The organism is Stenotrophomonas veracruzanensis (genome assembly GCF_032911525.1).
GTDB lineage: Bacteria > Pseudomonadota > Gammaproteobacteria > Xanthomonadales > Xanthomonadaceae > Stenotrophomonas > Stenotrophomonas africana.
Map to the genome: position 1 here is coordinate 41,132 of NZ_JAWJTI010000012.1, position 25,068 is coordinate 66,199.

General features: G+C 66.3%; 23 protein-coding genes. 8 read left to right on the forward strand and 15 right to left on the reverse strand.

Annotation, left to right across the window (positions count from 1 at the left end; all coding sequences use genetic code 11):
• Window positions 1–51 precede the first annotated feature (51 nt).
• The 10 genes from R1H25_RS10305 to prmB all read right to left on the reverse strand — a co-directional run bounded on the left by R1H25_RS10305 (window position 52) and on the right by prmB (window position 11,117).
• Window positions 52–2,070, reverse strand: a complete 2,019-nt coding sequence (locus R1H25_RS10305; protein WP_317223521.1) for a hypothetical protein — start codon at window positions 2,068–2,070, stop codon at window positions 52–54.
• Window positions 2,070–2,744, reverse strand: a complete 675-nt coding sequence (locus tag R1H25_RS10310) for an OB-fold-containig protein (protein ID WP_317223522.1) — start codon at window positions 2,742–2,744, stop codon at window positions 2,070–2,072. The genes R1H25_RS10305 and R1H25_RS10310 overlap by 1 nt, the downstream gene beginning before the upstream one ends.
• A 169-nt stretch (window positions 2,745–2,913) precedes the next feature.
• Entirely contained in the window at window positions 2,914–3,570 is a 657-nt protein-coding gene (locus R1H25_RS10315; RefSeq protein ID WP_049447696.1) for a phosphoribosylanthranilate isomerase, read from the reverse strand.
• Window positions 3,567–4,337: a tRNA pseudouridine(38-40) synthase TruA gene (truA, locus tag R1H25_RS10320; RefSeq protein ID WP_049447697.1), complete on the reverse strand. Its 771-nt coding sequence runs from the start codon at window positions 4,335–4,337 to the stop codon at window positions 3,567–3,569. Before truA ends, R1H25_RS10315 begins: the two co-directional genes overlap by 4 nt.
• 32 nt (window positions 4,338–4,369) lie before the next feature.
• Window positions 4,370–4,732 carry a VOC family protein gene (locus R1H25_RS10325; protein ID WP_049447731.1) on the reverse strand — a complete coding sequence of 121 codons (363 nt, stop codon included), beginning with the start codon at window positions 4,730–4,732 and terminating at the stop codon, window positions 4,370–4,372.
• Between the two features lie 26 nt (window positions 4,733–4,758).
• Complete coding sequence (locus R1H25_RS10330) at window positions 4,759–6,804, reverse strand: FimV/HubP family polar landmark protein (protein ID WP_317223523.1); 2,046 nt, start codon at window positions 6,802–6,804, stop codon at window positions 4,759–4,761.
• A gap of 130 nt (window positions 6,805–6,934) precedes the next feature.
• Window positions 6,935–7,963 carry an aspartate-semialdehyde dehydrogenase gene (locus tag R1H25_RS10335; protein WP_049445577.1) on the reverse strand — a complete coding sequence of 343 codons (1,029 nt, stop codon included), beginning with the start codon at window positions 7,961–7,963 and terminating at the stop codon, window positions 6,935–6,937.
• A 94-nt stretch (window positions 7,964–8,057) separates the two neighbouring features.
• Window positions 8,058–9,095, reverse strand: coding sequence for a D-glycerate dehydrogenase (locus R1H25_RS10340; RefSeq protein ID WP_317223524.1), 1,038 nt, complete (start codon window positions 9,093–9,095; stop codon window positions 8,058–8,060).
• Complete coding sequence (gene aroC, locus R1H25_RS10345) at window positions 9,088–10,191, reverse strand: chorismate synthase (RefSeq protein ID WP_317223525.1); 1,104 nt, start codon at window positions 10,189–10,191, stop codon at window positions 9,088–9,090. The genes R1H25_RS10340 and aroC overlap by 8 nt, the downstream gene beginning before the upstream one ends.
• Window positions 10,188–11,117, reverse strand: a complete 930-nt coding sequence (gene prmB, locus R1H25_RS10350) for a 50S ribosomal protein L3 N(5)-glutamine methyltransferase (RefSeq protein WP_317223526.1) — start codon at window positions 11,115–11,117, stop codon at window positions 10,188–10,190. The genes aroC and prmB overlap by 4 nt, the downstream gene beginning before the upstream one ends.
• 122 nt (window positions 11,118–11,239) lie before the next feature.
• On the opposite strand from prmB, the gene R1H25_RS10355 reads away from it, so the two are divergent.
• Together R1H25_RS10355 and asd are read left to right on the forward strand one after the other, a co-directional pair.
• Window positions 11,240–11,890: an SCO family protein gene (locus tag R1H25_RS10355; protein WP_208043856.1), complete on the forward strand. Its 651-nt coding sequence runs from the start codon at window positions 11,240–11,242 to the stop codon at window positions 11,888–11,890.
• Entirely contained in the window at window positions 11,887–12,729 is an 843-nt protein-coding gene (gene asd, locus R1H25_RS10360; RefSeq protein ID WP_049447702.1) for an archaetidylserine decarboxylase, read from the forward strand. Before R1H25_RS10355 ends, asd begins: the two co-directional genes overlap by 4 nt.
• 107 nt (window positions 12,730–12,836) lie before the next feature.
• On the opposite strand, the gene R1H25_RS10365 is transcribed toward asd, so the two are convergent.
• Together R1H25_RS10365 and R1H25_RS10370 are read right to left on the reverse strand one after the other, a co-directional pair.
• Window positions 12,837–13,184 (reverse strand): ribonuclease E inhibitor RraB, encoded by a 348-nt coding sequence (locus tag R1H25_RS10365; protein WP_317223527.1) that lies wholly within the window; start codon window positions 13,182–13,184, stop codon window positions 12,837–12,839.
• A gap of 22 nt (window positions 13,185–13,206) precedes the next feature.
• Window positions 13,207–14,817 carry a transglycosylase SLT domain-containing protein gene (locus tag R1H25_RS10370; protein WP_317223528.1) on the reverse strand — a complete coding sequence of 537 codons (1,611 nt, stop codon included), beginning with the start codon at window positions 14,815–14,817 and terminating at the stop codon, window positions 13,207–13,209.
• Window positions 14,818–14,939: 122 nt separating this feature from the next.
• Between R1H25_RS10370 and R1H25_RS10375 the strand changes: the two genes are divergently transcribed.
• Complete coding sequence (locus tag R1H25_RS10375; protein ID WP_049447705.1) at window positions 14,940–16,445, forward strand: helicase HerA-like domain-containing protein; 1,506 nt, start codon at window positions 14,940–14,942, stop codon at window positions 16,443–16,445.
• Between the two features lie 88 nt (window positions 16,446–16,533).
• The gene (gene greB / locus R1H25_RS10380; protein WP_049447706.1) at window positions 16,534–17,040 is read left to right on the forward strand and encodes a transcription elongation factor GreB; all 507 of its coding nucleotides are present in this window, start codon (window positions 16,534–16,536) and stop codon (window positions 17,038–17,040) included.
• A 157-nt stretch (window positions 17,041–17,197) separates the two neighbouring features.
• On the opposite strand, the gene R1H25_RS10385 is transcribed toward greB, so the two are convergent.
• Together R1H25_RS10385 and rimO are read right to left on the reverse strand one after the other, a co-directional pair.
• A complete protein-coding gene (locus R1H25_RS10385; RefSeq protein WP_317223529.1) occupies window positions 17,198–18,034 on the reverse strand; it encodes a DUF3025 domain-containing protein in 837 nt (278 codons plus the stop codon).
• Window positions 18,031–19,392 (reverse strand): 30S ribosomal protein S12 methylthiotransferase RimO, encoded by a 1,362-nt coding sequence (gene rimO / locus R1H25_RS10390; protein ID WP_317223530.1) that lies wholly within the window; start codon window positions 19,390–19,392, stop codon window positions 18,031–18,033. The genes R1H25_RS10385 and rimO overlap by 4 nt, the downstream gene beginning before the upstream one ends.
• 202 nt (window positions 19,393–19,594) lie before the next feature.
• Here rimO and R1H25_RS10395 point away from each other — a divergent pair, with 202 nt between their 5' ends.
• The 3 genes from R1H25_RS10395 to R1H25_RS10405 are packed head-to-tail and all read left to right on the forward strand — an operon-like array spanning window position 19,595 to window position 20,868.
• A complete protein-coding gene (locus tag R1H25_RS10395) occupies window positions 19,595–20,266 on the forward strand; it encodes a dienelactone hydrolase family protein (protein ID WP_317223531.1) in 672 nt (223 codons plus the stop codon).
• Window positions 20,263–20,685, forward strand: a complete 423-nt coding sequence (locus tag R1H25_RS10400) for an HIT domain-containing protein (protein WP_049447711.1) — start codon at window positions 20,263–20,265, stop codon at window positions 20,683–20,685. The genes R1H25_RS10395 and R1H25_RS10400 overlap by 4 nt, the downstream gene beginning before the upstream one ends.
• 15 nt (window positions 20,686–20,700) lie before the next feature.
• On the forward strand, window positions 20,701–20,868 hold the full coding sequence (locus tag R1H25_RS10405) for a LiaI-LiaF-like domain-containing protein (protein WP_005410498.1): 168 nt from the start codon (window positions 20,701–20,703) through the stop codon (window positions 20,866–20,868).
• A 105-nt stretch (window positions 20,869–20,973) separates the two neighbouring features.
• Here R1H25_RS10405 and dcd read toward each other — a convergent pair whose 3' ends face one another.
• Entirely contained in the window at window positions 20,974–21,546 is a 573-nt protein-coding gene (gene dcd / locus R1H25_RS10410; RefSeq protein ID WP_049447712.1) for a dCTP deaminase, read from the reverse strand.
• Window positions 21,547–21,966: 420 nt separating this feature from the next.
• Here dcd and R1H25_RS10415 point away from each other — a divergent pair, with 420 nt between their 5' ends.
• Window positions 21,967–25,026, forward strand: coding sequence for a TonB-dependent receptor (locus R1H25_RS10415; protein WP_049447713.1), 3,060 nt, complete (start codon window positions 21,967–21,969; stop codon window positions 25,024–25,026).
• Window positions 25,027–25,068 lie beyond the last annotated feature (42 nt).

Consider the following 25,068-nt stretch of genomic DNA (forward strand, 5'->3'; position numbering starts at 1 on the left):
GTTGCGGCCGGCGCGGGCGGGCGATGGCCGCAGCGGCCATCGCCCGATGCATCAACGGGCGCTGTCGACCACGGTGGCCGACACGGTCGGCACCGCTTCGGCATCCTCGGCGATCTGGCGCGGTGCCGGTTCGGCCACGGCCACGCCCAGGTAGCGCTGCATCAGCTCCTGCACGATCGGACTCTTGCCGGCGAAGCCTTCGATCGACTTGCCCAGCGAGACGGCCTTGACCAGGTTCTCGAACATGCCGCCGTCGCCGCCGACCAGATCGATGTCGGCATTGCGCAACGCGCTGGCGATGACATTGGCGTTCTCGCGCGAGACTTCCTTGCCGGCTTCGATCGAGGCCAAGGCCTGCTTCAGGCTGTTGTCCAGCATCATGCGGAACTCTTCGTGGCCGCGTGCCTGGTCGCTCAACGAAGCGATGGCCTCGAACTTGCGGACCAGGCCTTCGGCCTCGGCCAGCAGCTTCTTCTGCACCACACCGGCTTCGGCGTTGCCCAGCGATTCGGTGGCTGTAGCACGGGCCAGGCCCATCTTTTCCTCGCCCTGTGCCTGTGCCTGCAGCGTCTCGGCCAGCACGCGGGCTTCGTTGCTGCCCTGCTTCAGGCTGGCTTCGGCCTTGGCTTCGATCACGCGGGCCTCGGCGATGCCGACCTTCTCGATGGCCAGCGCGGAGGCTTCACGCACCTGCGCCTCGGCCAGGCCTGGGGCCGCTTGTTCGGCACGGTAGGCGTCGGCCAGCAGGCGCTTGGCTTCAGCCTGCTTGCCAGCCGCTTCATGCTCGGCCTGGGCCAGCGTGGTCAGTTCAACCGCGCGATGCTTGGAGGCGGTCTCGCGTGCCTGCGCATCCTTCACTTCGCGCACCAGCGATTCCTGCGCCTTGGCTTCGGCTTCCAGGATCAGCACCTGCTTCTGGCGGTCGGCCTCGGAAACTTCACGCACTTCCTTGATGCGCTCTTCTTCCTGGGCCACGGTCTTGTCGATGGAGATGCGTTCGCGGGTGATGTTGGCCACGTCCATCTTGCCCTGCTCGACCACCTTGTCGCGCTCCACGCCCTGCAGCTGCACTTCGCGGTCGGTGGTGACCTGCTCCAGCTGGCGCGCACGTTCCACGCGCTCGGCCTCGATGGCCACGGCGCGCTGGCGGTTCTGTTCGGCCACTTCCACTTCGCGCAGGCGGTTCTGGTCGCGGATCTCGATCAGCTGCTGCGCTTCGATACGGGCATTCTCGGACAGCTGGCGCTGCTCTTCCTGCACTTTGGCGGTCTCGGCTTCCTCGCGCGCGCGGATGGTTTCGATCTCGCGCTTCTGCCGCGCCTCTGCTTCGGCCTGCTGGCGTTCCAGTGCCAGCAGCGCTTCACGCGCTTCCACGTTCTTCTTGGTGATGGCGAGCTTTTCGTTCTGCTCCAGCTCGTTGGTCACCACGTTCTGCGCGGCGGTCAGCTCGGTGATCTTGCGGATACCCTGCGCGTCGAGGATGTTGAACTGGTCCAGCAACGACTTCGGAGTCTGTTCCAGGTAGTCGATCGCCACGTCTTCCAGCACATAGCCGTTGAGATCGTTGCCGATCACCGCGATGATCTCGTCGCGGAACTCCTGTCGCTTCTCGAACAGTTCGGTGAAGTCGAACTTCTTGCCGACCGTCTTCAGCGCTTCGGAGAACTTGGCGTTGAACAGCTCATCGACGGCATGCTTGTCCGACGCGCGGTCGGCACCGATGGCCTTGGCCACGCGCAGCACATCGGCCTGGGTTTCGTTCACCCGCAGGTAGAAGGCCACGGCGATGTCGGCACGCATGTTGTCGCGGCAGATCAGGCCTTCCTTGCCGCGGCGGTCGATCTGCAGGGTGATCAGGCTGATCCGCATCAGTTCGGCGCGGTACAGCACCGGGATGATCAGTGCGCCTGTGAAATGCACCTTGGGCGTGGAGCTCATGTCGTTGACGATCAGGGCCACACCCTGGTCGACCTTGCGGTAGAAGGCCTTGAACAGGCCGGCCAGGCCGAGCAGACCGACCAGCAGGACCACCACGCCGATCAGGAAGGGGGCCATGGTTGCCAATGTCATCAGTGATTCTCCTTGTTGCCCGGAAGCAGGTTGTCCTGGAAATCGAGGGCGACCGCATCAGCGCGGACCACCCGGTAATAGTGTTGTTCGGCCATGTGCTCGACCAGCACGATGCGCTCGCCACGCTGCAGTTCGATGTCGCTGCGCACCTGCAGCACCAGCCCGGCACCACCGTCGTCGAAAGTGGCGTGACCGCTGCGCGCATCCACCTTGGGCGAGGCGACCACGCCGGTCCGCCCGAGCAGCGAGGCCTGCGCCACCGGCCGCAGGCGCAGCAGGAACCGGCGGATGGGCCGCAGCAGCAGCGCGGTGACCGGCACCGCCGGCAACGGCGCCAGCACAGCCACGACCGCGCCGATCGACCAGCGCAGCAGGTCGGGCAGCGGCAGCAGCACGAACAGATGGATGAAATAGGTGACGATCCAGGCGAAGAAGCCCAGCAGCGTCACCACCAGCATGAGCGGCACCCCGCCCAGGCTCCAGCGCGCCAGCAGCGCGGACAGGCCCTGCAGGTCGTGGTGATCGCCATGCAGCGCACCATCGGCGCCGGCATCGCCGAACCCGTCATCGACCAGGCCGAACGCCGCCAGCGCCCAATACAGCACCGCCACCGCCAGCACGATGCTGTACGGCAGGGTCGGGAAACCGAACACGACGGTGAGGAATTCCTGCATCGCTTTGCCTTCCTGGGCTGTGGGCGGTGCTCGCCCGGTCGGGGCGCGCAGAGCGCGTCCCGTCGATCCCCGCGCCGGCCCTCATGGCAGGCGCGCTTGGCTCCATCCTATGTGAAGAATGCGTGCAGGCTCAAATCCGGGCGCTGATCAGGACAAAGAGCGACGCGAATCACTCGAGAACCGCGCAGTCCGCCCGGCGCACTTCCTCGACGAAGGTGCGCATCTTGTACCCGTCCTTGATGCCCGGCTCCAGCTCGATGCCGCTGGAGACGTCCACGCCCCACGGCAGCGTGGCCAGGACGGCGTCATAGACGTTTTCCGGGTTCAGGCCACCGGCCAGCAGGAACGGCCGGTGCAACCCGGTCGGAATGCGGCCCCAGTCGAACGCTACGCCGGTACCGCCACCACCACCCGGTGCGTGGCTGTCGAACAGGAAGCCGGCGGCGCTGGGATAGCGCAGCTGCAGGGTGCGGGCGTTGACCTCCTCACGCCCGCCCATGGCAATCGCCTTCAGGTAGGGCATGTTGAAGCTGCGGCAGAAGCTCTCGTCTTCCTCGCCATGGAACTGCAGCAGGGTCGGACGCACCGTGCGCAGCACCTCGCGCACCTCTTCCTTGCTGTTGTTGCGGAACAGCGCCACCACGTCGACCATCGGCGCGATCGCCTGGCGCATCGCGCGGGCCTCGGCCGGCGCAACCCGGCGGCTGCTCTCGCGGGCAAAGATGAAACCCACCGCGTCCACGCCCAGTTCACCGGCCAGGCGGACATCGCCGGCACGGGTCATGCCACAGAACTTGATGCGTGTACGGTAGTAGGAACGGCTCATAGCGTGACCTCGGCGGGCAGATGCCAGTTGTCGGGGTACAGGGGCCCAAGGAACACCAGGCCCTGCGGCGGTGCGGTGGGGCCAGCTACGGTGCGATCACGCCCGGCCAGCAGTTCGGCGATCCATTCCACCGGCTTTTCGCCGCTGCCCACCAGGATCAACGATCCGACGATATTGCGGACCATGTGATGAAGGAATGCATTGCCCTGCACAGCAACCTCGATCACCTCGCCCTGGCGGCTGACCTGCAGTGACTGCAGTTCACGCCGGGCGTGCAGCGCCTGGCACTGTACCGAACGGAAGGCACTGAAGTCGTTCTCGCCGAGCAGGGCTTGGCCGGCGGCATGCATCAGGGTCTCGTCCAGCGCCCGGCGCTCCCAGCTGAGGGTCTGCCGCTCCAGCGCCGGCCGCACTTCGCGGTTGAGCAGACGGTAGCGGTAACGGCGCGCACGCGCCGAGAAGCGGGCATGGAAATCATCGGCCACCGGCACGCACCAGCGCACCGCGATCGAGCGCGGCAGGCGGGTGGTGGTGCCCAGCATCCAGGCACGCGGATCGCGCACCACGTCGGTGTCGAAATGGACAACCTGGCATTGGCCATGCACACCGGCATCGGTGCGACCGGCGCAGACCACCTGCAGCGGCACATCGGCCACCGACGACAGGGCCTGCTCGAGGCTGGCCTGCACGCTGGGACCACCCTCGCCCAGGTTCTGCCAACCCCTGAAATCGCTGCCGTCGTACTCGACGCCAAGCGCATAACGCATGTGCTACCTCGATGTTGCGGATGGAGCGGCGCTCAGGCCGGGTCGCGTTCGGACCAGACCGCCAGTTCGTTGCCACCGGGCTCGACGAACTGGAAGCGGCTGCCGCCGGGGAAGGAGAACACCGCGCGCACGATCTCGCCGCCGGCGTCACGCACCGCCGCCTCGACCGGTGCCAGCTCGTCGGCATACAGCACCAGCAGCGGCGCACCGCTGTCGCTGGCCCGCTGCGGCTGGCCACGGAAGAAGCCGCCCTGCAGGCGGCCATCGTCGAAGGCGGTGTAGTCGCTGCCATAGTCGACGAACGACCAGCCGAACACCTTCTCGAAGAAGGCACGGCTGGCGGCGGGGTCGTTGGACGCGAACTCAACGTAATCGATGCGGCGTTCGCGGTTCATGGCACGGTCCTTGTCAGCAGGTTCGATCACGGCAGGCGGGCCAGCAGTTCGCGCGCCTGTGCCTGGCTGTGCAGATCGCCGTCTTCTGCGACTTCCAGCAGCAGGGTACGCGCAGTCTGTGCGTCGCCCAGGTCAAGATAGGCGATGGCCAGCTCCAGGCGCTCCTGGCCGGCACGTGGCGACCAGCCCGCGTCGCCGGCAGGCGCGACCGCGCTCGACGCGATGTCGTCGGAATGAGAGGCCTCGACGCTGCCATGGTCGATGCCGTCGATGGCTTCGGGACGTGCGGCATCCGCCGGAGCCTCGTTCTCATGCGCGTCGGCCGGCAGATCGAACACGCCGCGGAACTGCGGCTGCTGTTCGGCATGCAGCGCATAGTCCGGCACGCCTGTTTCGACCGGGGTTTCCGATGCGACCAGCTCGTCGTGCACCGGCTCGACGACACCCGCGCTGCTGGTGGTTACGGGTTCGTCCCAGCGCGGCAGATCGGTCACGGCCTCGGGCAATGCGACCATCTCGTCGTCGCGCAGCGTACCGGCCTGCCAGTCGGCCGACACCTCGGGATCGACCACTGTTTCGGCCGGTGCCTCGGGCTCGCTCGCCCAGGCCGGCATCGCCGGTTCCTGGCGGCCACCATCGGCTACCGCCGACGACCACGAAGACTGCTCGGCCAGCGTATCCAGCGCCGCGCCCGCCGGCACCGCAGCGGCCAGGCCGGCGGCATCGTCTTCCTCACGCAGCGGCGGCAGCGGCGACGGCTTGCGACGACGCAGCAGCCAGGCCGCTCCGGCCGCAAGCAGCAGCACCGGCAGCCCCAGCCAGTACCACGGTGTTGCCGCATCCCGGGCATCCGGCGCCTGCGCCAGGCGCTGCTGCGCGGCGGCCAGGTCGTTGTCCTTCATCGCGATCAGCGACTGCTGCTGCTCCTTGAGTTTTTCCAGGTCGGCCACGCGCTGCTTCAGCTCGCCGATCTCGGCATCGCGGGTGGCGATGTCCTCACGCGCCTGGCGCAGTTGTTCGTTGCCCAGCATGTCACCCTCGCTGCCGGCAGCGGTGCCGGTGGTTGTGCCCGCGTGCACGGCGTCGGACGCCAGCGCCGGAGCGATTTCAAGTCGTGCCCCATTGGCCGCAGCCGGGGAAGAAGCGTTCGTGGCTGCCGCCTTGGCGACCGGGGCGACGGCACCCGCGGGTTGCGGCACGGTACGCGCCTGCCGCCATTGCGCGGCGTGCTCGCGCACGAGCGTCGCCGCTTCGGCAGCGTCGACCGCAGCAAGCGCGTCGCTGCCCGGCATGCGCAGCACCGCCCCCTGCTTGAGCAGGTTGACGTTGCCACGGATGAAGGCTTCGGGATTGGCACGCAGCAGGGCGATCATCGCGCGGTCGCGACTGACCTGGTTGCCACGTGCCACCGCACTGGCGATCTGCGACAGGGTCTGCCCGCGCCGCACGGTGATGCTGCCATCGGCCGCCGGTGCAGCAACCGGCGCGGAGGCCGCACGCGGGCGTGCCGGTGCTGGCGCCACCGCAGGGGGCGGCGTAGTGGGCGTCGCTGCTGCCGGCGCCGTTGCCGAAGCCGGTGCAGGTTCGCGCATGATGGTATTGGAGAGCGTGCCGGCCGGTGCGACGATCTCCGGCTCGGCCACGGCCAACGCACTGGGCGGCGCATCGACCAACGCCGAGTACTCGCGCACCAGGCGGCCCTGGCCCCAGTCGGCTTCGATCAGGAAGCTCAGTGACGGCGTCTCCACCGGCGCCTGCGAGGTGACGCGCACCACCGCCCTGCCCTGCGTGTCGCGGGTCAGTTCGAACTGCAGCTCACTGACCAGTCCGGTGGGCCGCTGCAGGCCGACACGTTCGAAGGTGACCGGTGAGGCCAGCGCCACGCGCAGGTTTTCCAGCTCGGACGGGTCCGCCGAGACCACCGGGATTTCGGCCAGCAGGGGCTGGCCCGGCTTGGACAGGACACGGATGTCGCCCAACCCCAGGGCGAGCGCCGAACTGCTGGCCAAGGCGAGCAGGGCGGCGGACAGATAGCTGAGCGGGCGCTTTGCGCCCTTGGCCCGTTTATTCATGGGCGACACTATAAAGCGTGCGGACCGGGGTCCGCACCCATGTAGAGCCGAGCCCATGCTCGGCTGCATGGCCTGAGCCGAGCGTGGGCTCGGCTCTACAGAAAAGGCCGGGCATTGCCCGGCCTCTCCATCAGCGCTGTTCGGCGGCGACCAGTTCGGCCAGCTGCACGGCATTCAACGCCGCGCCCTTGCGCACATTGTCCGACACGATCCACAGGTTCAAGCCGCGCGGATGCGACAGGTCCTCGCGGATGCGGCCGACGTACACCGCGTCGGTGCCCGAGGCATGGGTGACCGGGGTCGGGTAACCACCGGCTTCGTGACGGTCCACCACTTCGATGCCCGGCGACTGCTCCAGCAGCGCGCGCGCTTCGGCGACGGTGACCTTGTCACGGGTCTCGATCGCCACCGACTCGGAGTGGCCGTAGAACACCGGCACACGCACCGCGGTCGGGTTCACCAGGATGCTGTCGTCGCCGAGGATCTTGCGGGTTTCCCAGATCAGCTTCATCTCTTCCTTGGTGAAGCCGTTGTCCTGGAAGTCGTCGATGTGCGGGATCAGGTTGAAGGCGATCTGCACCGGGAAGCGCTGCGGATCGATTTCCTGGAAGCTCAGCAGCTGGCCGGTCTGCTTGCCCAGTTCCTCGGTAGCCGAACGGCCGCCGCCGGACACCGACTGGTAGGTGGAGACGTTGATGCGCTCGATGCCGTACTTGCGGTGCAGCGGCGCCAACGCCACCAGCATCTGCATGGTCGAGCAGTTCGGGTTGGCGATGATGCCGCGCGGACGGTTGGCGACCTGCTCCGGATTGACCTCGGACACCACCAGCGGCACGTCATCGTCGTAACGGAAGGCCGAGGAGTTGTCGATCACCACCGCGCCCGCTGCGGCGAACTTCGGTGCGTATTCCTTGGACACGCTGCCGCCAGCCGAGAACAGGGCGATCTCGACACCGGTCGGATCGAAGGTGGCCAGGTCCTGGACCGTGACCTTCTGGCCGTTGAACTCGATCTCGCCGCCGGCCGAACGCTCGGAAGCGAGAACGCTCAGGGTACCGACCGGGAAATCACGCTCGGCCAGGATCGACAACATGGTCTCGCCGACCGCACCGGTGGCACCGACGACGGCGACGTGGAAACTGCGCTGTGCATTGCTCATGGGGGAAACTCTCACGAAAAACGGGAATGGGGAAAAAAACACGCACGACAGCTGGGTTCGGGGAACCTCCTCAAGCGGGGCGCGCGGAGGTTCCCTATCGTTTCCCGGTTTTTTTGCCCAGCGTCACGCGCGCGGCCATCGCCGCGTCAGCGTTGATCGCGCTCGGCATGCACGACGGGCCGCCATCCAAGCCGAGCCCGGCAACCAGATTATCCACGGCCAGCTGTACCATCGCCGTGCGCGTGGCCAGGGAGGCGCTGCCGATATGCGGAGTGAGCACGACGTTGCGCAGTGCCAGCAGTTCGGGGCGCACCTTCGGCTCGCCTTCGTACACATCCAGACCCGCTGCAGCAAGGCGACCCTTGGCCAGCGCATCGGCCAGCGCGATCTCATCAACCAGGCCACCACGGGCGATGTTCACCAGCGTCGCCGACGGCTTCATCTTCGCCAGCGCGGCGGCATCGATCAGGTGGTGCGAGGCCGCGGTATACGGCAGCACCAGCAGCAGGTGATCGGACTGCGCCAGCAGCGTGTCCAGGTCTACGTAACGGGCCCCCACCTCCGCCTCGGTCGCGGCGGGCAGCCGCGAGCGGTTGTGATACAGCACCTTCATGCCAAAACCATGCGCGCCGCGGCGGGCGATGCCCTGGCCGATGCGGCCCATGCCGAGGATGCCCAGCGTGCTGCCGTGGATGTCGGCACCGAGCATGGTCTGGAACGACCACTGCTGCCACTGGCCTTCGCGCAGCCAGCGCTCGGATTCAGTGATGCGGCGCGCGGTGGCCATCAGCAGCGCGAAGCCGAGATCGGCGGTGGTTTCGGTCAGGACGTCCGGCGTGTTGCTGGCCAGGATGCCGGCCGCGCTGAGCGCGTCGACATCCAGGTTGTTGTAGCCGACACCGACATTGGCGATCACCTGCAGCTGCGTGGCATCGGCCACCTGGGCCGCGCCGATGCGCTCGTTTAGGGTGATGATCGCGCCGTCGGCGCGGGCCAGCTGTTCGGCGATCTGGTCGGGTGACCAGGCGGTGACGGTGTCGGTGCTGCGCAGCTGCACGCGATCGCGCAGCGGCGCGATGGCCGCGTCGATCAGCGGCTGGCTCACCCACACGGTCGGCCGCGTGTCAGCCATCGATCTGCCCGGGAATGCGCGGGGTGATCGTGCCGACATCGCCGCACTGCGCGCGATGGCGCAGTGCCTGGTCCATCAGCACCATCGCCACCATCGCCTCGGCGATCGGAGTGGCACGGATGCCAACGCAGGGATCATGGCGCCCGGTGGTGACCACCTCGACCACGTTGCCGGCCGTGTCCAGCGACGGACCCGGCAGACGCAGGCTGGAGGTCGGCTTCAACGCGATTGACGCGACCACGGGCTGGCCGGTGGAAATGCCACCGAGGATGCCACCCGCATGGTTGCTGGCGAAGCCCTGCGGGGTCAGCAGGTCGCGATGTTCGGTGCCCTTCTGCGCAGCGCTGGCGAAACCGTCACCGATCTCCACGCCCTTCACCGCATTGATGCTCATCAGCGCGGCGGCCAGGTCACCGTCGAGCTTGCCGTAGATCGGCTCGCCCCAGCCCGGCGGCACGTTGTCGGCCACCACGTCCACGCGCGCACCGACCGAATCACCGGACTTGCGCAGCGCATCCATGTACGCCTCCAGCTCCGGCACCTGTGCGGCGTGCGGCCAGAAGAACGGGTTGTCTTCCACCGCCGACCAGTCGAAACCGGCCGGAGTGATGTCGCCCAGCTGCGACAGGTAGCCACGCACGGTGACGCCGAAGCGCTCGGCCAACCACTTCTTGGCGACCACGCCGGCGGCCACGCGCATGGTGGTTTCGCGGGCCGAGGAACGGCCGCCACCACGCGGGTCGCGGATGCCGTACTTGTGCCAGTAGCTGTAGTCGGCATGACCCGGCCGGAACTGCTGGCCGATGTTGGCGTAGTCCTTGCTGCGCTGGTCGGTGTTGCGGATCAGCAGGGCGATCGGCGTGCCGGTGGTCAGGCCCTCGTACACGCCGGACAGGATCTCGACCTCATCGTCCTCGCGCCGCGCGGAGGTGTGCCGGCTCTTGCCGGTCGCGCGGCGCTGCAGGTCGTGGGCGAATTCGGCCGCGTCCAGTGCCAGCCCCGGGGGGCAGCCATCGATCACGCAGCCGATGGCCGGCCCGTGCGACTCGCCGAACGTGGTGACGGTGAACAGCTTGCCGAACGAATTGGAGCTCACGGGCGCTGCGCCGCCAGTTCGGTGATGCGTGCGCTGTGGGCGATCAGCTCGCGGCATTCGACCGCGAAGATGCCCATCTGGCCGACCTTGAACTCGATCCAGGCGAAGTCGACTTCCGGCAGCAGCTTGATCAGGTGCTGCTCGGATTCGCCCACTTCGCAGATCAGCAGACCGTCTTCGCTCAGGTGCAGCGGGGCGTCGCGCAGGATCTTCAGCACCAGGTCCAGGCCGTCGTCGCCGGCACGCAGGCCCATCTCCGGCTCGTAGGAGTATTCCCGCGGCAGGGCATCGGTCTCGTCGTTGGTGACGTACGGCGGGTTGGTGACGATCAGATCGTAGTGGCGGCCGGTCAGGCCGCTGAACAGGTCCGACTTGAGCAGCGTGACGTTGTGCGCCTGCAGGCGCTCCTTGTTTTCCTCGGCCAGCGACAGCGCGTCGTCACTGAGGTCGACACCGTCCACTTCCCAGTTCGGGTAGTAGTGGCCCATGGCGATGGCGATGCAGCCCGAACCGGTGCACAGGTCCAGCGCACGGCTGACATCGCGGCCGGCCAGCCACGGCTCGAAGCCGCATTCGATCAGTTCGGCGATCGGCGAGCGCGGCACCAGGGCGCGCTTGTCGCTCTTGAAGCTCAGGCCGGCGAACCAGGCCTCACCGGTCAGGTAGGCGGCCGGGATGCGTTCATCGATGCGACGCTGGAACAGCTCGAGCACGCGCAGCTTCTCTGCCTGCAGCAGGCGCGCCTGGCCATAGGCCGGGCCGAGATCGTGCGGCAGGTGCAGGCTGTGCAGCACCAGCTGGGTGGCCTCATCCAGCGCGTTGTCGTAGCTGTGCCCAAAGGTCAGTCCGGCTTCGTTGAAACGGCTGGTGCCGTAGCGGATCAGATCGATGATCGTGTGGAGTTCGGCGGCCGTTTCAGCGGTCATGGCGGTACTGCGGGCAAAGTGGCCCCCGATTATAGGGGCTGGCGCCCGTGGCGGCATCCGTTGCGGCGGAAACGATCGGGCCGCAGCCGGTATGATGGAGCCCATTTCGCGCGGGAGCCCCCATGTTCAATCGCAACGCCGGCATCATCCTGCTGATCGCCCTGGCGGCGGGGCTCGGCCTGCTGGCCGCCCAGCAGGCATTCGCGCCCAAGCCCCCGGCCAACGCCCCGGCCACCGAAGCAATCACGTTGTACCCCCAGCCGCGTGCGCTGCCCGACTTCAACCTGGCACAGTCCGACGGCACCCGCCTGATCCCGGGCGAGCTGAAGGGCCACTGGACCCTGGTGTTCCTGGGCTTCACCTTCTGCCCCGACGTCTGCCCGACCACCCTGGCCGAGCTGGCCGGCGCGCAGAACCAGTGGGAAGCCCTGCCTGACACGCTGCGCCCGCGGGTGCTGTTCATCTCGGTCGACCCCGAACGGGACAGCGCCACGCGGCTGGGCGAGTACGTGCACGGCTTCCACAAGGACACCCTGGCCGCCACCGCCGATGTGCCCTCGCTGGAACGCTTCGCCACCTCGCTGGGCTTCGTGTTCCAGAAGGTGCCGGGCAAGCACTTCGACGAGAATCCCGAGGATTACACCGTCGAGCACTCGGCCAGCCTGGCCGTGCTCGACCCGCAGGGCCGTCTTGCCGGCCTGGTACGCCCCCCGTTCAACGCGCCGGCCATTGCCCGCGACCTGCAGAAGCTGACCGAGAAAACCGCCCCATGAGCCTCACCACCGCCCTGACGTACGCCCTGCCCCATCGCCTGCTGTCCTCGATGGCGCGCTCGCTGGCGTACTCGGACGATCCGCGCGTGTCGCGCTGGCTGATCGACACGGTCACCCGCAAGTTCAACGTCAACCTGGACGAAGCGGCCAACCCGGACCCGCGCAGCTATGCGACCTTCAACCAGTTCTTCACCCGTGCGCTGAAGCCGGGCGCGCGCGTGGCCGATGCCGATCCGCGCAGCCTGGTGATGCCGGCCGACGGCCGCATCAGCCAGCTGGGGAAGATCGAGGCCGGCCGCATCTTCCAGGCCAAGGGCCAGTCGTTCACCGCCGCCGAACTGCTCGGCAGTGACGAGGACGCCAAGCCCTACAACGACGGCCTGTACGCCACCGTGTACCTGTCCCCGCGCGACTACCACCGCGTGCACATGCCGTGGACCGGCACACTGCGCGAGACCGTGCATGTGCCGGGCCGCCTGTTCAGCGTTGGTCCTGCGGCCGTCAACGGGGTGCCGCGCCTGTTCGCCCGCAACGAGCGCCTGGTCTGCCACTTCGACACCAGCTTCGGGCCGATGGTCAGCGTGATGGTCGGTGCGCTGCTGGTGTCCGGTGTGGAAACCGTATGGAGCGGCGAAGAAATTCCGCACTATGGCGACCGCATCACCCGCAAGGATTACCGCGGCCAGGGCATCAAGCTGGAGCGCTTCGCCGAGATGGCGCGCTTCAACTACGGTTCCACCGTGATCGTGCTGCTGCCGCCGGGCGTGGCCGAGTTCGCACCGCAGCTGGGCGCCGAAAGCCCGGTGCAGCTGGGCCAGGCGCTGGCGAAACTGCGCTGAGGTACATGTAGAGCCGAGCCCATGCTCGGCTGCTGGCTGCAACCGGTCATGCATTTCTGTGGGCAAAGGAAGCCGAGCATGGGCTCGGCTCTACAGCCAGAAGCGCGTTACTGCAGGGCCGGGGCCGGGCCGACGTCCATGCCGTCGTAGTCTTCCACGCCCTTCTCCGCGGCCAGCGCCGCGAACTCCTGGTTGCGACGGTCCAGCGAGGCTTCGTCGTGGATTTCCACGCGCTCCACGTGCAGCACGTGGAACGGCGCATCGCCCTCTTCCGGCTCCTGCTCGAACAGTTCCACGAAGGTATAGCCCTGCCCCTGCAGGTGCTCTGCCAGTGCCTGCAGCGGCTCGGCGCTGGAGTGCACGAAGAAATACCCCCACAGCAACGGGCCGGTGATGTCCCAGTCGGTGTTTTCGCGGAGGTTGGCGAACAGGTTGCGGGTGTCTTCAAGGTCCATGCGGATTCCAGGGGTCGGGGGATTACTTGTCGCAGCCCTGCAGCTTCAGCGTCTGGCCATGGCGCAGGCTGTAGGCCGGGGCTTTCAGGCCGTTGGCGCGGGCCAGGGTCGGCACGTCGCACTGGAACTTCGCCGCGATGGCACCCAGGGTTTCGCCCTTGCCCACCTTGTGGCTGCGCACCGGTTTCGGCCGGGCGGCCGGTGCCGGGCGCGGCGCCGCCACCGCAGCCACCGGTGCGGTCGGCACGCTGGTGGATGCGGCCGCGTCGGCCACCGGCACCACACCACCCACCGCCACGCTGCCGGTGTAGCTGGCCGCAGTCGGGCGCTTGATCGCCGCATTCAGATCGGCGGTGATCAGGGTGCGGGCCAGGTCGGCGCGCGGGCCACTGACACAGTTGCGCTGGTACAGGCCGGCGATGCGGGTGGTAGCGTTGATCAGCGTACCGGCCGGAATCCAGCCATCGGCTTCATAGCGCGGGTTGAGGTTGCGCAGCGCGCGCATGTAGCCATCGCGCGTACCGTGGCTGCCCAGGCAGATGGTCAGTTCGTAGATGGTGGTGGACTTGGCAAGGCGCAGCGTGGCCGGCTGGGCGCTGATCTTCGGGAACTCCACGCCGTACTGCTGCGGGTGCAGGAAGATCCAGGCCGCGGCGATCACCATCGGCACGTAGTCCTTGGTCTCGCCGGGGAACTGGTTGTAGACGCTGTCGGTCCAGAAGCTCTGCCCGCCGCTCTGCTTGAACACGCGCGCCGCACGGCCTTCACCACCATTGTAGGCGGCCACCGACATTTCCACGTTGTTGTTCAGTTCGCGCAGGCGTTCGTTGAGATAGCTGGCGCTGGCCTCGGCGGCGCTGCGTGCATCGAAGCGCGTATCGAAGCCGGTGCCGTCCGGGCCGAGGCCGAAGCGGCGGCCGGTGGCCGGCATGAACTGCATCAGGCCCGCCGCGCCCGCGCGCGAGGAGGCATGTACGCGGCCGTTGGATTCCTTGGCCATGATGCCGAACAGCAACGCCTCGGGCAGGCCACGCTTCTCCCACTCCGGCCACATCACCGCGCGCAGGTTCTGGTAGTTCTCGTAGCTGGTCAGCAGCGCCGGGCGCATGTCGGTCAGCCAGCGGCGAATACCGGCCTGCACGGCCGGGTTGTATTCGACCATGCTGTCGAAGGCGTGCCGCTTGTCGTTGAGCAGCGCGGCGGCGCGGGCGGCTTCGGGCACGTCGGCGGTGAGCGGGCCGATGTGGTCGGGGTCGGCTTCCAGGCGGTCACCGCCCTCGTCGGCGACGTCATCGCTGGCGGCCGCATCGGCGTCGTGCTTGAGCAGGCGCTTGTAGCTGGCCAGCAGCGTGCCCATCTGGCAGCCCTTCTGCTTCACGCAGTCGTTGAGGACATCTTCCATGTCCTCCAGCGCGGCATCGGCCTCGTTGCTGCCCTTGGGGTCGGCGTTGGCGACCAGCAGCAGAGCGTCGCTGTAGCGCTTCTCGGCGGCGGTCATGCGCTGCTGCAGCGCATCCACCTTCACCTTGTCCCGGGCCGAGACCCGCTGTGCATGGGCGTCGGGTGCCAGGGAAACCAGGCCGGCCAGGGCCAGCAGCGGCCAACCGCGGGAAATCAGGACAGGAACGGGCATTGATGGCACTGTGTGCGAAACAGGCAGGCAGAGTAGCGGCGCCGCCAAGGTCCGGGCAAGCCGACCTTCGGACCGTCACCGCCGGCGGTTAACATTGGGCTATTCACCACAAGGGCTGGACCATGGATCCGATTCTGCTCGGCAAAGGCATTACCGACGATATTGCCGTCACCCTGCTGCCGAAACTGGGCAACCGCCACGGCCTGGTGGCCGGCGCCACCGGTACCGGCAAGACCGTGACCCTGATGACGCTGGCCGAGGGCTTTTCGCGACTGGGCGTGCCGGTATTCCTGGCCGATGTGAAGGGCGATGTCTCCGGCCTGGCCGTGCCCGGCACCGGCGCCGAGAACCTGCTCAAGCGCGCCGCCGAGATCGGCGTGGCCGACTACGCGCCGGCCGCCAGCCCGACCCTTTTCTGGGACCTGTACGGCAAGCTGGGTCACCCGGTGCGCACCACGGTCAGCGAGATGGGCCCGACCCTGCTGGCGCGCATCCTCGAGTTGAACGACACCCAGTCCGGCGTGCTAGACATCGTGTTCAAGCTGGCCGACGACCGTGGCCTGCTGCTGCTGGACATGGACGACCTGCGCGCCCTGCTTGGCCTGGTGGCCGAGGAGCGCAAGGACATCTCCACCGAATACGGCCTGGTCAGCGCGCAGTCCATCGCTGCGATCCAGCGTTCGGTGCTGCGCCTGGCGCAGGATGGCGGCGAGAACTTCTTCGGTGAGCCGGCCCTGGAACTGGCCGACATCATGCGGGTCAATCACGACGGCCGCGGCGTGATCGGCATCCTCGCCGCCGACCAGCTGGTGCTCAAGCCCAAGCTGTATTCGACCTTCCTGCTGTGGCTGCTGTCGGAGTTGTTCGAGCAGCTGCCGGAAGTGGGCGACCTGGACAAGCCGAAGCTGGTCTTCATCTTCGACGAGGCCCACCTGCTGTTCGACGACGCACCGGCCTCGCTGGTGCAGCGCATCGAGCAGGTGGTGCGCCTGATCCGCTCCAAGGGCGTGGGCGTGTACTTCTGCTCGCAGTTCCCTGATGACGTGCCGGGCAACATCCTCGGCCAGCTGGGCAACCGCGTGCAGCATGCGCTGCGTGCATTCACCCCGCGCGACCAGAAGGCAGTGAAGACCGCGGCTGAAACCTTCGTGCCGAACCCGAAGCTGGACGTGGCCAAGGTACTGAGCCAGCTCGGCACCGGCGAAGCGCTGGTCTCCACGCTGCAGGACAAGGGCGTGCCGATGCCGGTGCAGCAGACGATGATTGCACCGCCGCGCTGCCGGATGGGGCCGATCACCGAGGCCGAGCGTGCCCAGGTGCGTGCCGGCAGCCCGGTCGGCAGCCGCTACGACACCGCGATCAACCGCGAATCGGCCGCCGAACTGCTGGCCCAGCGTGCGCAGAAGACCGTCGAACAGGCGCAGGCGCCGGCCGCGCGCAGCCGTGAGCAGGACGAAGCGCAGGAAGGCGGTTTCGGCCAGGCGATCAAGGATGCGATCTTCGGCACCAAGCGCCGCCAGGGCATGATCGAAACCATGGCCAAGCAGACCACGCGTACCGTTGGCACCAAGCTGGGCAACCAGATCGTGCGCGGCCTGCTGGGCGGCATCTTCGGCGGCAAGCGCTGACCTGCCGCTACTGGGGTCGGAGCCCACCCGCCAGGGCGGGCTCCGACCCCGCTCCCCCGTTCGTCATCCAGAAAAGAAGTCGCTCCACATGTCGCGTTGGCGTCCCCCAGCAGAAAAGAGTACCGCCCTGATCACCGCCTCCGGCCACGCCCGATTGAAGGCCGAACTGGATGACCTGTGGCGTGTGCGGCGCCCCGAGGTGGTGAAGGCACTGGCCGCGGCCGCCGCAGAGGGCGACCGTTCGGAAAACGCCGAGTACACCTATCGCAAGAAGCAGCTGGGCGAGATCGACCGCCGCGTGCGCTATCTGACCAAGCGGCTGGAATCGCTGCGCGTGGTCGACACCACGCCGACCGATCCGCAGGCGGTGTTCTTCGGCGCGTGGGTGGAACTGGAGAACGTGGACAGTGGCGACACCAGCCGCTATCGCATTGTCGGCCCGGATGAGACCGACGCAGGCCTGGGCTGGATCAGCATCGATTCGCCGCTGGCGCGTGCGCTGCTGAAGAAGCGGCTGGATGATGAATTCTCGGTGGAACTGCCCGGCGGCCAGTTCACCTTTGCGGTAATCGGGGTGGAGTACGAGCCGTTGTAGAGTCGACTGTCAGTCGACTACCGCGCGAAGCGCGGCACAAACCTCCGCAGCCGGACGGCAAACGCACCGCGATCCTCGTCGCGGTTGATGACTCGCCGAAGCCATCTGTCAGGCGTTCACAGCCTCGGAACGAAGAACGGTCGACTGACAGTCGACTCTACATGGCGCCGTGCAACGGCGGCGGGTACTGGCGGCCGGCGCGCAGCGGGCGGAAGTACTCGGCATCTGCATAGAAGGCGGCGTCCTGTCCGTCGTGCCAGCCCGGAACTCCAGCCAACGGCAGCGGACGCAACTGCAAGGGATCGGTCACTGCACTGCCCTCGGCAATGGCCGCGGTCACTGCGTCAACGCAGGCACCATCGATTTCGCCGCGCACCACCACGCACTTTCCCACCAGCCGGCGCCCCGGCAGCAGTGCCTGCTCCATCAGCGCGTGCCCGAACACCGCAGCGATGGCGATGTCGCCGCTCAGCCAGTATCTCGATTCGAACAGTGCAGGCCAGTCGTGCGCATCCCAGGCGGCCAGCAGCGTGTGATGGCGTACGCGCACGATCACGCCGGTCTCGTCGAACTGGGTCAGTGCCGCCTGCGCGCGATTGCGCTGGCCCGGCGGCATGGATGCGATATGCCTGCACTGCTGCACGTTGAGCGCCTGCTTGAGCTGCGGGTAACGAGCCCACACCAGTGCGTTGAACAGGTCATGCCAGTTGTCGGCGCGGGTGGCGATGCGCCCCTGTGCGATGCGGGCCTCGTAGTGCAGGCCGTCGGCCAGCAGCGTGGCATCCTGCTCGATCAAGTGCTTGCCGGGCAGCGCGAGGCGTGTCTCGAGCGCTGCAATGGACGGCCACTCCGGGCTGGCCAGCAGGTCACGAACGTCGCGCAATCCGGCAAACACCGGGTGCGCGAACACCTGCGGATCGACCGCCGCACGCGGCGGCGGCACGAAGCGGCGGGCGCCGCTGCCGTCACCGGCGGCGGTCGTCGCTGCGGTCACAGCATCTTGAGATCGAATGCCGGGCGGGCGGCGGCGGCGAGCGCATCACCGTACAGGTCGTGCTCGTCGCTCTCGGTGATTTCCACGTCCACGAACTCGCCCACGCGCAGCGGCACCTGGTCGGCATTCTGGATGTGCACCAGGCCGTCGATCTCCGGGGCATCGGCCTTGGAGCGGGCTACGGCGATATCGCCTTCGATGGCATCGACCAGGCACTGCTGCACGGTGCCGATCTTGGCTTCCAGTCGCGCAGCGGAAATCTGCGCCTGCTTTTCCATGAAGCGGGCCAGGCGTTCCTGCTTCACCTCTTCCGGCACCGCATCGGGCAGATCGTTGGCGGTGGCACCTTCAACCGGCGAATAGGCGAACGCGCCCACGCGGTCCAACTGCGCTTCGTCAAGGAACGACAGCAGCTCTTCGAACTCGGATTCGGTCTCGCCCGGGAAGCCGACGATGAAGGTCGAGCGCACGGTGATGTCCGGCGCGATACGGCGCCAGTTCTGCACGCGCTCCAGGGTCTTCTCGACCGCACCGGGGCGCTTCATCAGCCGCAGGATGCGCGGGCTGGCGTGCTGGAACGGGATGTCCAGGTACGGCAGGATGCGGTTCTCGGCCATCAGCGGCACCACTTCGTCCACGTGCGGGTACGGGTAGACGTAGTGCATGCGCACCCACGCATCCAGCTCGGACAGGCCTTCGCACAGCGCCTTCAGGCGGGTCTGGTAGGCCTTGTTGCGCCACATCTTTTCGGCGTACTTCACGTCCACGCCGTAGGCCGAGGTGTCCTGCGAAACCACCAGCAGCTCGCGCACGCCGCCACGCACCAGGCGCTCGGCTTCGCGCAGCACCTCATCCACCGGGCGCGAGACCAGCTTGCCTCGCATCGACGGAATGATGCAGAAGCTGCACTTGTGGTTGCAGCCTTCGGAAATCTTCAGGTACGCGTAATGGCGCGGAGTCAGCTTGATACCGTAGTCGGGCACCAGGTCCACGAACGGATCGTGCTTGGGCGGCAATGCTTCATGCACCGCTTCCATCACGCTCTGGTAGTCCTGCGGGCCGGACACTGCCAGCACGTTGGGGTACGCCTCGCGGATCTGCTCAGGGCGCTTGCCCAAGCAGCCGGTGACGATGACCTTGCCGTTCTGGCTCATCGCCTCGCCGATCGCGTCCAGCGACTCGGTCACCGCCGAATCGATGAAGCCACAGGTGTTGACCACCACCACATCGGCCGAATCGTAGGACGGGACGATGTCGTAGCCTTCCGAGCGGAGCTGGGTAAGGATGCGTTCGGAATCGACAAGGGCCTTCGGGCAGCCAAGGCTGACGAAGCCGACTTTGGGGTTCAGCTGGGACATGGAATCGCGGGACTCTGGGGGCCTGGGCCCCTGCCGGCGTGGCAGGGGTTCCTGGGGGCCGGGGCCTGAAAGGGCGCCAGTATACCGGGGTTGGCGACCTCGCTCTGAATGGCCAGCCGCCCGATCACGCACAGCCGCTGACACCGCGCTAACCCGCGCAGCACCGACAATGCGGGTCTGTTCCCGCAATGAGGTAGAAGCAATGGCCGAGTGGATCACCCTGGATACGCACCACGGCGCGGTACGGGCCTGGCAGGCCCTCCCTGAAGGCACCCCGCGCGGCGGGCTGGTGGTGGTGCAGGAAATTTTCGGCGCCAACCCGCACATCCGCGGCGTAGCCGAGCGCTTCGCGGCCGAAGGCTACGCGGTGCTGGCGCCGTCCTTCTTCGACCTGGTTGATGGCGCAGAAGCCGATCCGGATGCCCTGCCCTATGACGCCGACGGCGTGAAGCAGGGCCTGGAACGGGTGAGCGCGCTGGGCATGGAGAAGGCGCTGGAAGTGGTCCGCGCGGCGGCCACCCGGCTGGCCCCCTACGGCAAGGTCGGCACCGTCGGCTACTGCTGGGGCGGCACGGTAGCGATGCTGTCCGCGCTGCGCCTGGGCCTGCCCTCGGTCAGCTACTACGGTGCGCGCAACGTCCAGTTCCTGGATGAGACGCCCAAGGCCCCGGTGATTTTCCACTTTGGCGCCCAGGACCGCAGCATCCCGCCGGAGGCCGTGCGGGCCCACCGGGAGAAGCTGCCGCAGATGGCCACCCACGTCTATCCGGCCGATCACGCCTTCAACCGGGAGGTCGGACATGCGTATGATCCAGACAGCGCCGCCCTGGCGCTGCAACGCACCCTGGACTTCTTCTCGGAGCATCTTGGATGAGCGATTTCGAACTCGATTCACGCCTGGCCACCGATAGCGTGCTGGTGGCGGAAGGACCGTTGTCGCAAGTGCGGCTGATGAACGACGAACGATTCCCCTGGCTGGTACTCGTGCCGCGTCTGGCCGGGGTGACCGAGTGGATCGAGCTGGACGGCGAGCAGCAGGACAAGCTGCGCACCGAGCTCAACCGCGCCTGCAAGGCCCTGAAGGGCTCCGACGGCGTGGAGAAGATCAACATCGGCGCGCTGGGCAACATCGTGCGCCAGCTGCACTTCCACGTGATCGGGCGTCACGATGGCGACCCGGCCTGGCCCGGCCCGGTCTGGGGCAGCGGGCCGGCGCACCGCTACGAGCCGGCCGCGCTGGACCAGCATGTCGCCTACTGGAAGGAACGGCTAGGATATCCGGCCCACTCCTGAGCGTTCGCCGACCCGATGCGATTCAACCTCGTTGCCGCCATCCTGCTGATCCTGATCGGTCTGTTCATGCTCGCCAGCAACCTCGGCTGGACGCACCTGAACCTGTCCAAGCTGCTGCTGACCTGGTGGCCGGTGGCGCTGGTGGGTGTCGGTATCGCGATGCTGTTCGGCCGCGGGAAATGAAGAAGGCGGCGCATTGCGCCGCCTTCTTCATGTAGAGCCGGGCCATGCTCGGCTGCCTTGACGTCAGGCCGAGCATCGCCCGGCCCCACAAGCTGCCGACAGCCTTCAGGTCCGCGGCAGGGTCACGCCGGTCTGGCCCTGGTACTTGCCACCACGGTCACGATACGACGTCTCGCAGACGTCATCGGCCGCCGCCTGGAAGAACAACATCTGTGCGACGCCTTCGTTGGCATAGATGCGCGCCGGCAGCGGCGTGGTGTTGCTGAACTCAAGGGTCACGTGGCCTTCCCACTCCGGCTCCAGCGGGGTCACGTTGACGATGATGCCGCAGCGCGCGTAGGTGCTCTTGCCCAGGCACACCACCAGGGTGTCGCGCGGAATGCGGAAGTATTCAACGGTACGCGCCAGCGCGAAGCTGTTCGGCGGAATGATGCACTCGTCGGCGGTGATGTCGACGAAGCTGCCCGAGTCGAAGCGCTTGGGATCGACGATGGTCGAGTTGATGTTGGTGAACACCTTGAACTCGCGCGAGCAGCGCACGTCATAGCCATAGCTGGACGTGCCATAGCTGACGATGCGTTCGCCGTTGGCCTGCTTGACCTGCCCTGCCTCGAACGGCTCGATCATGCCGTGCTGCTCGGACATGCGGCGGATCCAACGGTCACTCTTGATGCTCATGCTCTGTCCTGTTGAACGAGGGGGAAACGGGCTGCGCCCGAGGCGGCGATTCTACAGGCGGGCCGGCTGTGCCGGCCATGATGCGGATTGGCGCGCCGTTTCCATTGTCATGCGCCGTCGGAGCGAAAAGACGCACACGCAGGATGAATAACAAATGAGACCAGGCCGACCGAGTTAAATCAGTTAGCACATATTTATGTCAAATCCAATCAGCATGTTTGCAATGACACATGTCGACATAAAAATATTTTTTCTTGAAATTCAAATACATGAAGCCACCAGTCGGCCTCCTTGGTGACATGAGCGCCGGATGAACGTTGCATGAGGAAAGATTGATCGTTACGGTTTCATTCATCCTGAACAATTCGTTCAGGTCCTTTGAGCCCAACCGATTTCCCTCTGCAACCGCAAAGGAACACGATGAATCTGAACTTCAATGGACGCAGTCTGAAGCGCACCGCTCTGGCCATGGTCCTGGGAGCCATCGCCGGCACCAGCTATGCGCAGAGCACTTCCGGCGACATCGTCGGTACCGCTACGTCGGCTGACAAAGTGCAGGTCAAGAGCCTGTCTTCCGGCGCCACCCGCGAGGCGAACGTCAGCGCGGATGGCCGTTTCCGCATCTCCCAATTGCCGACCGGCACTTATGAGGTCACCACGGTCAGTGGTGGAAATCCGGTTGCGACCACCCGCGTCACCGTGGTCGCCGGACAACAGTCGTTCGCGACATTCGCCTCGGCGAACAGCAGCGGTGCAACATCGCTGGATACCGTCAACGTGCGCGCCCTGGGCGCGGCCAACACGATCGACCTGGGCAGCGTTGAATCGCGTACCACCTTCACTGCCGACAAGCTCAATTCATTGCCGGTCGCCCGCGATATCACCAGCGTCTCGCTGCTGACCCCGGGCACCGTCGCATCGAGCGGCTATTTCGGCCCAGCCTCGTTCGGTGGCGCGTCGGCTGCGGAAAACAGCTACTACGTCAACGGATTCAACGTCACCAATCTGTATGACAGCCTGTCCTTCTCGGAGATCCCGTACCAGGCCATCGATCAGCTGGACGTGCAGACCGGCGGCTATGGTGCTCAGTACGGTTTCTCCACCGGTGGCGTGACCAGCGTCAACGTCAAGCGCGGCACCAACGAATGGAAGGGTGGTTTCAGCTGGACCGGCACCCCGGACTCGCTGCGTGAAAAGGCTCCGGACACCTACTACAGCGATGGCTCGCTGTTCCGTTCGTACGACAAGAACAGCAGCAGCTCCAACGTGTACAGCGTCTGGGCTGGCGGTCCGTTGATCGAGGACAAGCTGTTCGTGTTCGCGATGGGCCAGTTCAGCAACTCCAAGACCGGCAACTTCGGCAACCGCGGCTCCCAGTACACCACCAACGGCCGTCCGCCGTCGGCTGCGGCATTGTCGACCAGCGCCTATGACTATGAGTCGAAGACGCCTTACTGGCTGTTGAAGGTCGACTGGTACCTCAACGAGAACAACCACCTGGAGTACACCGGCTTCGACAACAGCCGTCGTTACTCCTATGACTACTACACTGCGGCCTATGACAGCCCCAACGCTGGTGGCGAACCGGCCAAGACCGGCGACCTGGGCCAGTTGATCGGCAAGAGCGGCGGCCAGACCGACGTCTTCAAGTGGACCAGCTATCTCACCGAGAACCTGACCGCATCCCTGCAGTACGGGCAGATGCGCAATCGTTCATCGGAACACACCATCAGCGCCGATGGCGTCTTTGATGCCTACAACGGTGACATCAACAGCCCGCAGGGTGCGTGCCCCTATGTGCTGGACTACCGCTCGGCCACCGGCGGCACCGGCCGCCAGATCGGCTGTGCGGTTGCCAGCACCGTCGGTATCTTCGGCGGCCGCAACGAACGCAAGGGCACTCGCCTCGACTTCGACTGGCAGCTGGGCGACCACAAGGTCGGCTTTGGTTACAGCGATGAAAAATGGACGTCCGTGCAGGGCACCTCGTACTCGGGCGGAGCACTTTGGTACCTGTTCGACGACTACGCCAATCTCGTGAACTTCCGCAACGGTGGTTCGATCGAGATCAAGCAGAAGTCGTGGTATCTGCAGGACAACTGGCAGATCACCGACAACTTCATGCTGTACGGCGGCATTCGTAACGATTCGTTCAACAACAAGAACTCCGACGGTGCAACGTTCGTCAAGCAGGACGACATCTGGCAGCCGCGTTTTGGCTTCTCGTGGGACCTGTTGGGTGATGGTCGCAGCAAGCTGTTCGCTTCGGTGGGCCGGTACTCGCTGCCGATCGCGGCAAACGTGGCACTGCGCGCAGCCAGCGCCTCCTACTACCTGGACCAGTACTACACCTACGACGGCATCGGCGCCAATGGCGCTCCGAACGTCACCGGCAGTTTCGAGGATGGTGCGAACGACTCCGTGGTCAATGGCGAAAGCGGCGTCACTCCGGATCCGCGCGCAGTCGCGTCCAAGGGCCTGAAGCCTTACACCCAGGACGAACTGATCATCGGTTACCAGCAGCAGGTCAGCTCGTCGATCGATTTCTTCAACGACTGGACCGTTGGCATCAAGGCGACCTATCGCCGCGCCAACAAGGTGATCGACGACACCTGCGACTCGCGCTCGCTGTACAACGCCGCAGCTGCCGCAGGCTATGACCTGTCCAACTGGTCCGACCCGTGGACCGTGCCGGAAGGCCTGCCCGGCTGCTGGATCTACAACCCGGGTAGCGACCTGAAGGTCACCCTTGATGTGGATGGCAACGGTACGGCGGAAGAGATCACTGTTCCGGGCGCCAGCCTCGGTCCGAAGGCCAAGCGTACGTACAAGGCCGTCACCCTCAGCGCCGACAAGCAGACCGAACGTTGGTATGCCAGCTTCTCTTACACCTGGTCCAAGCTGGAAGGCAACTATGAAGGCCTGGTCAAGAGCACCAACGGCCAGGATGACACCGGCACCACGTCGGACTTCGACTTCGCCGAGATCATGTATGGCTCGGACGGCTACCTGTTCAACGACCATCGCCACAGCATCAAGCTGTTTGGTGGTTACAAGTTCACCGACGAGTGGTCGGTCGGCGTGAACATCCTGGCGCAGTCCGGCGCACCGAAGAGCTGCCTCGGCGGCGGCTATGGCAGCTTCGACACCGAGTACGGCTACTCCGGCGTATTCCACAGCTGCGAGCTCAATGGCCGGGTTCCGGCAGACGACATCGCCAAGGTCGGCAGCGCCGGCCGCACGCCATGGCAGTTCACCGTCAGCCCGAACATCACCTATACGCCGAACTGGTTGGAAGGCCTGAGCCTGCAGGTGTCCGTGCTCAACGCCTTCAACAACATCAAGCCGGTGCAGGTGTACGAAACCAAGTACGGTCGCCCCAGCTCCGCTCCGACCATTCGCAACTACTACAACTACAACACGCCGAAGTACTTCAACGATCCGCGTGCCGTCCGCTTCCAGGTCCAGTACGACTGGTAAGCAGCTTCCTCTCCAGGAACGCTCCAACTTGCCGCCGGCCTT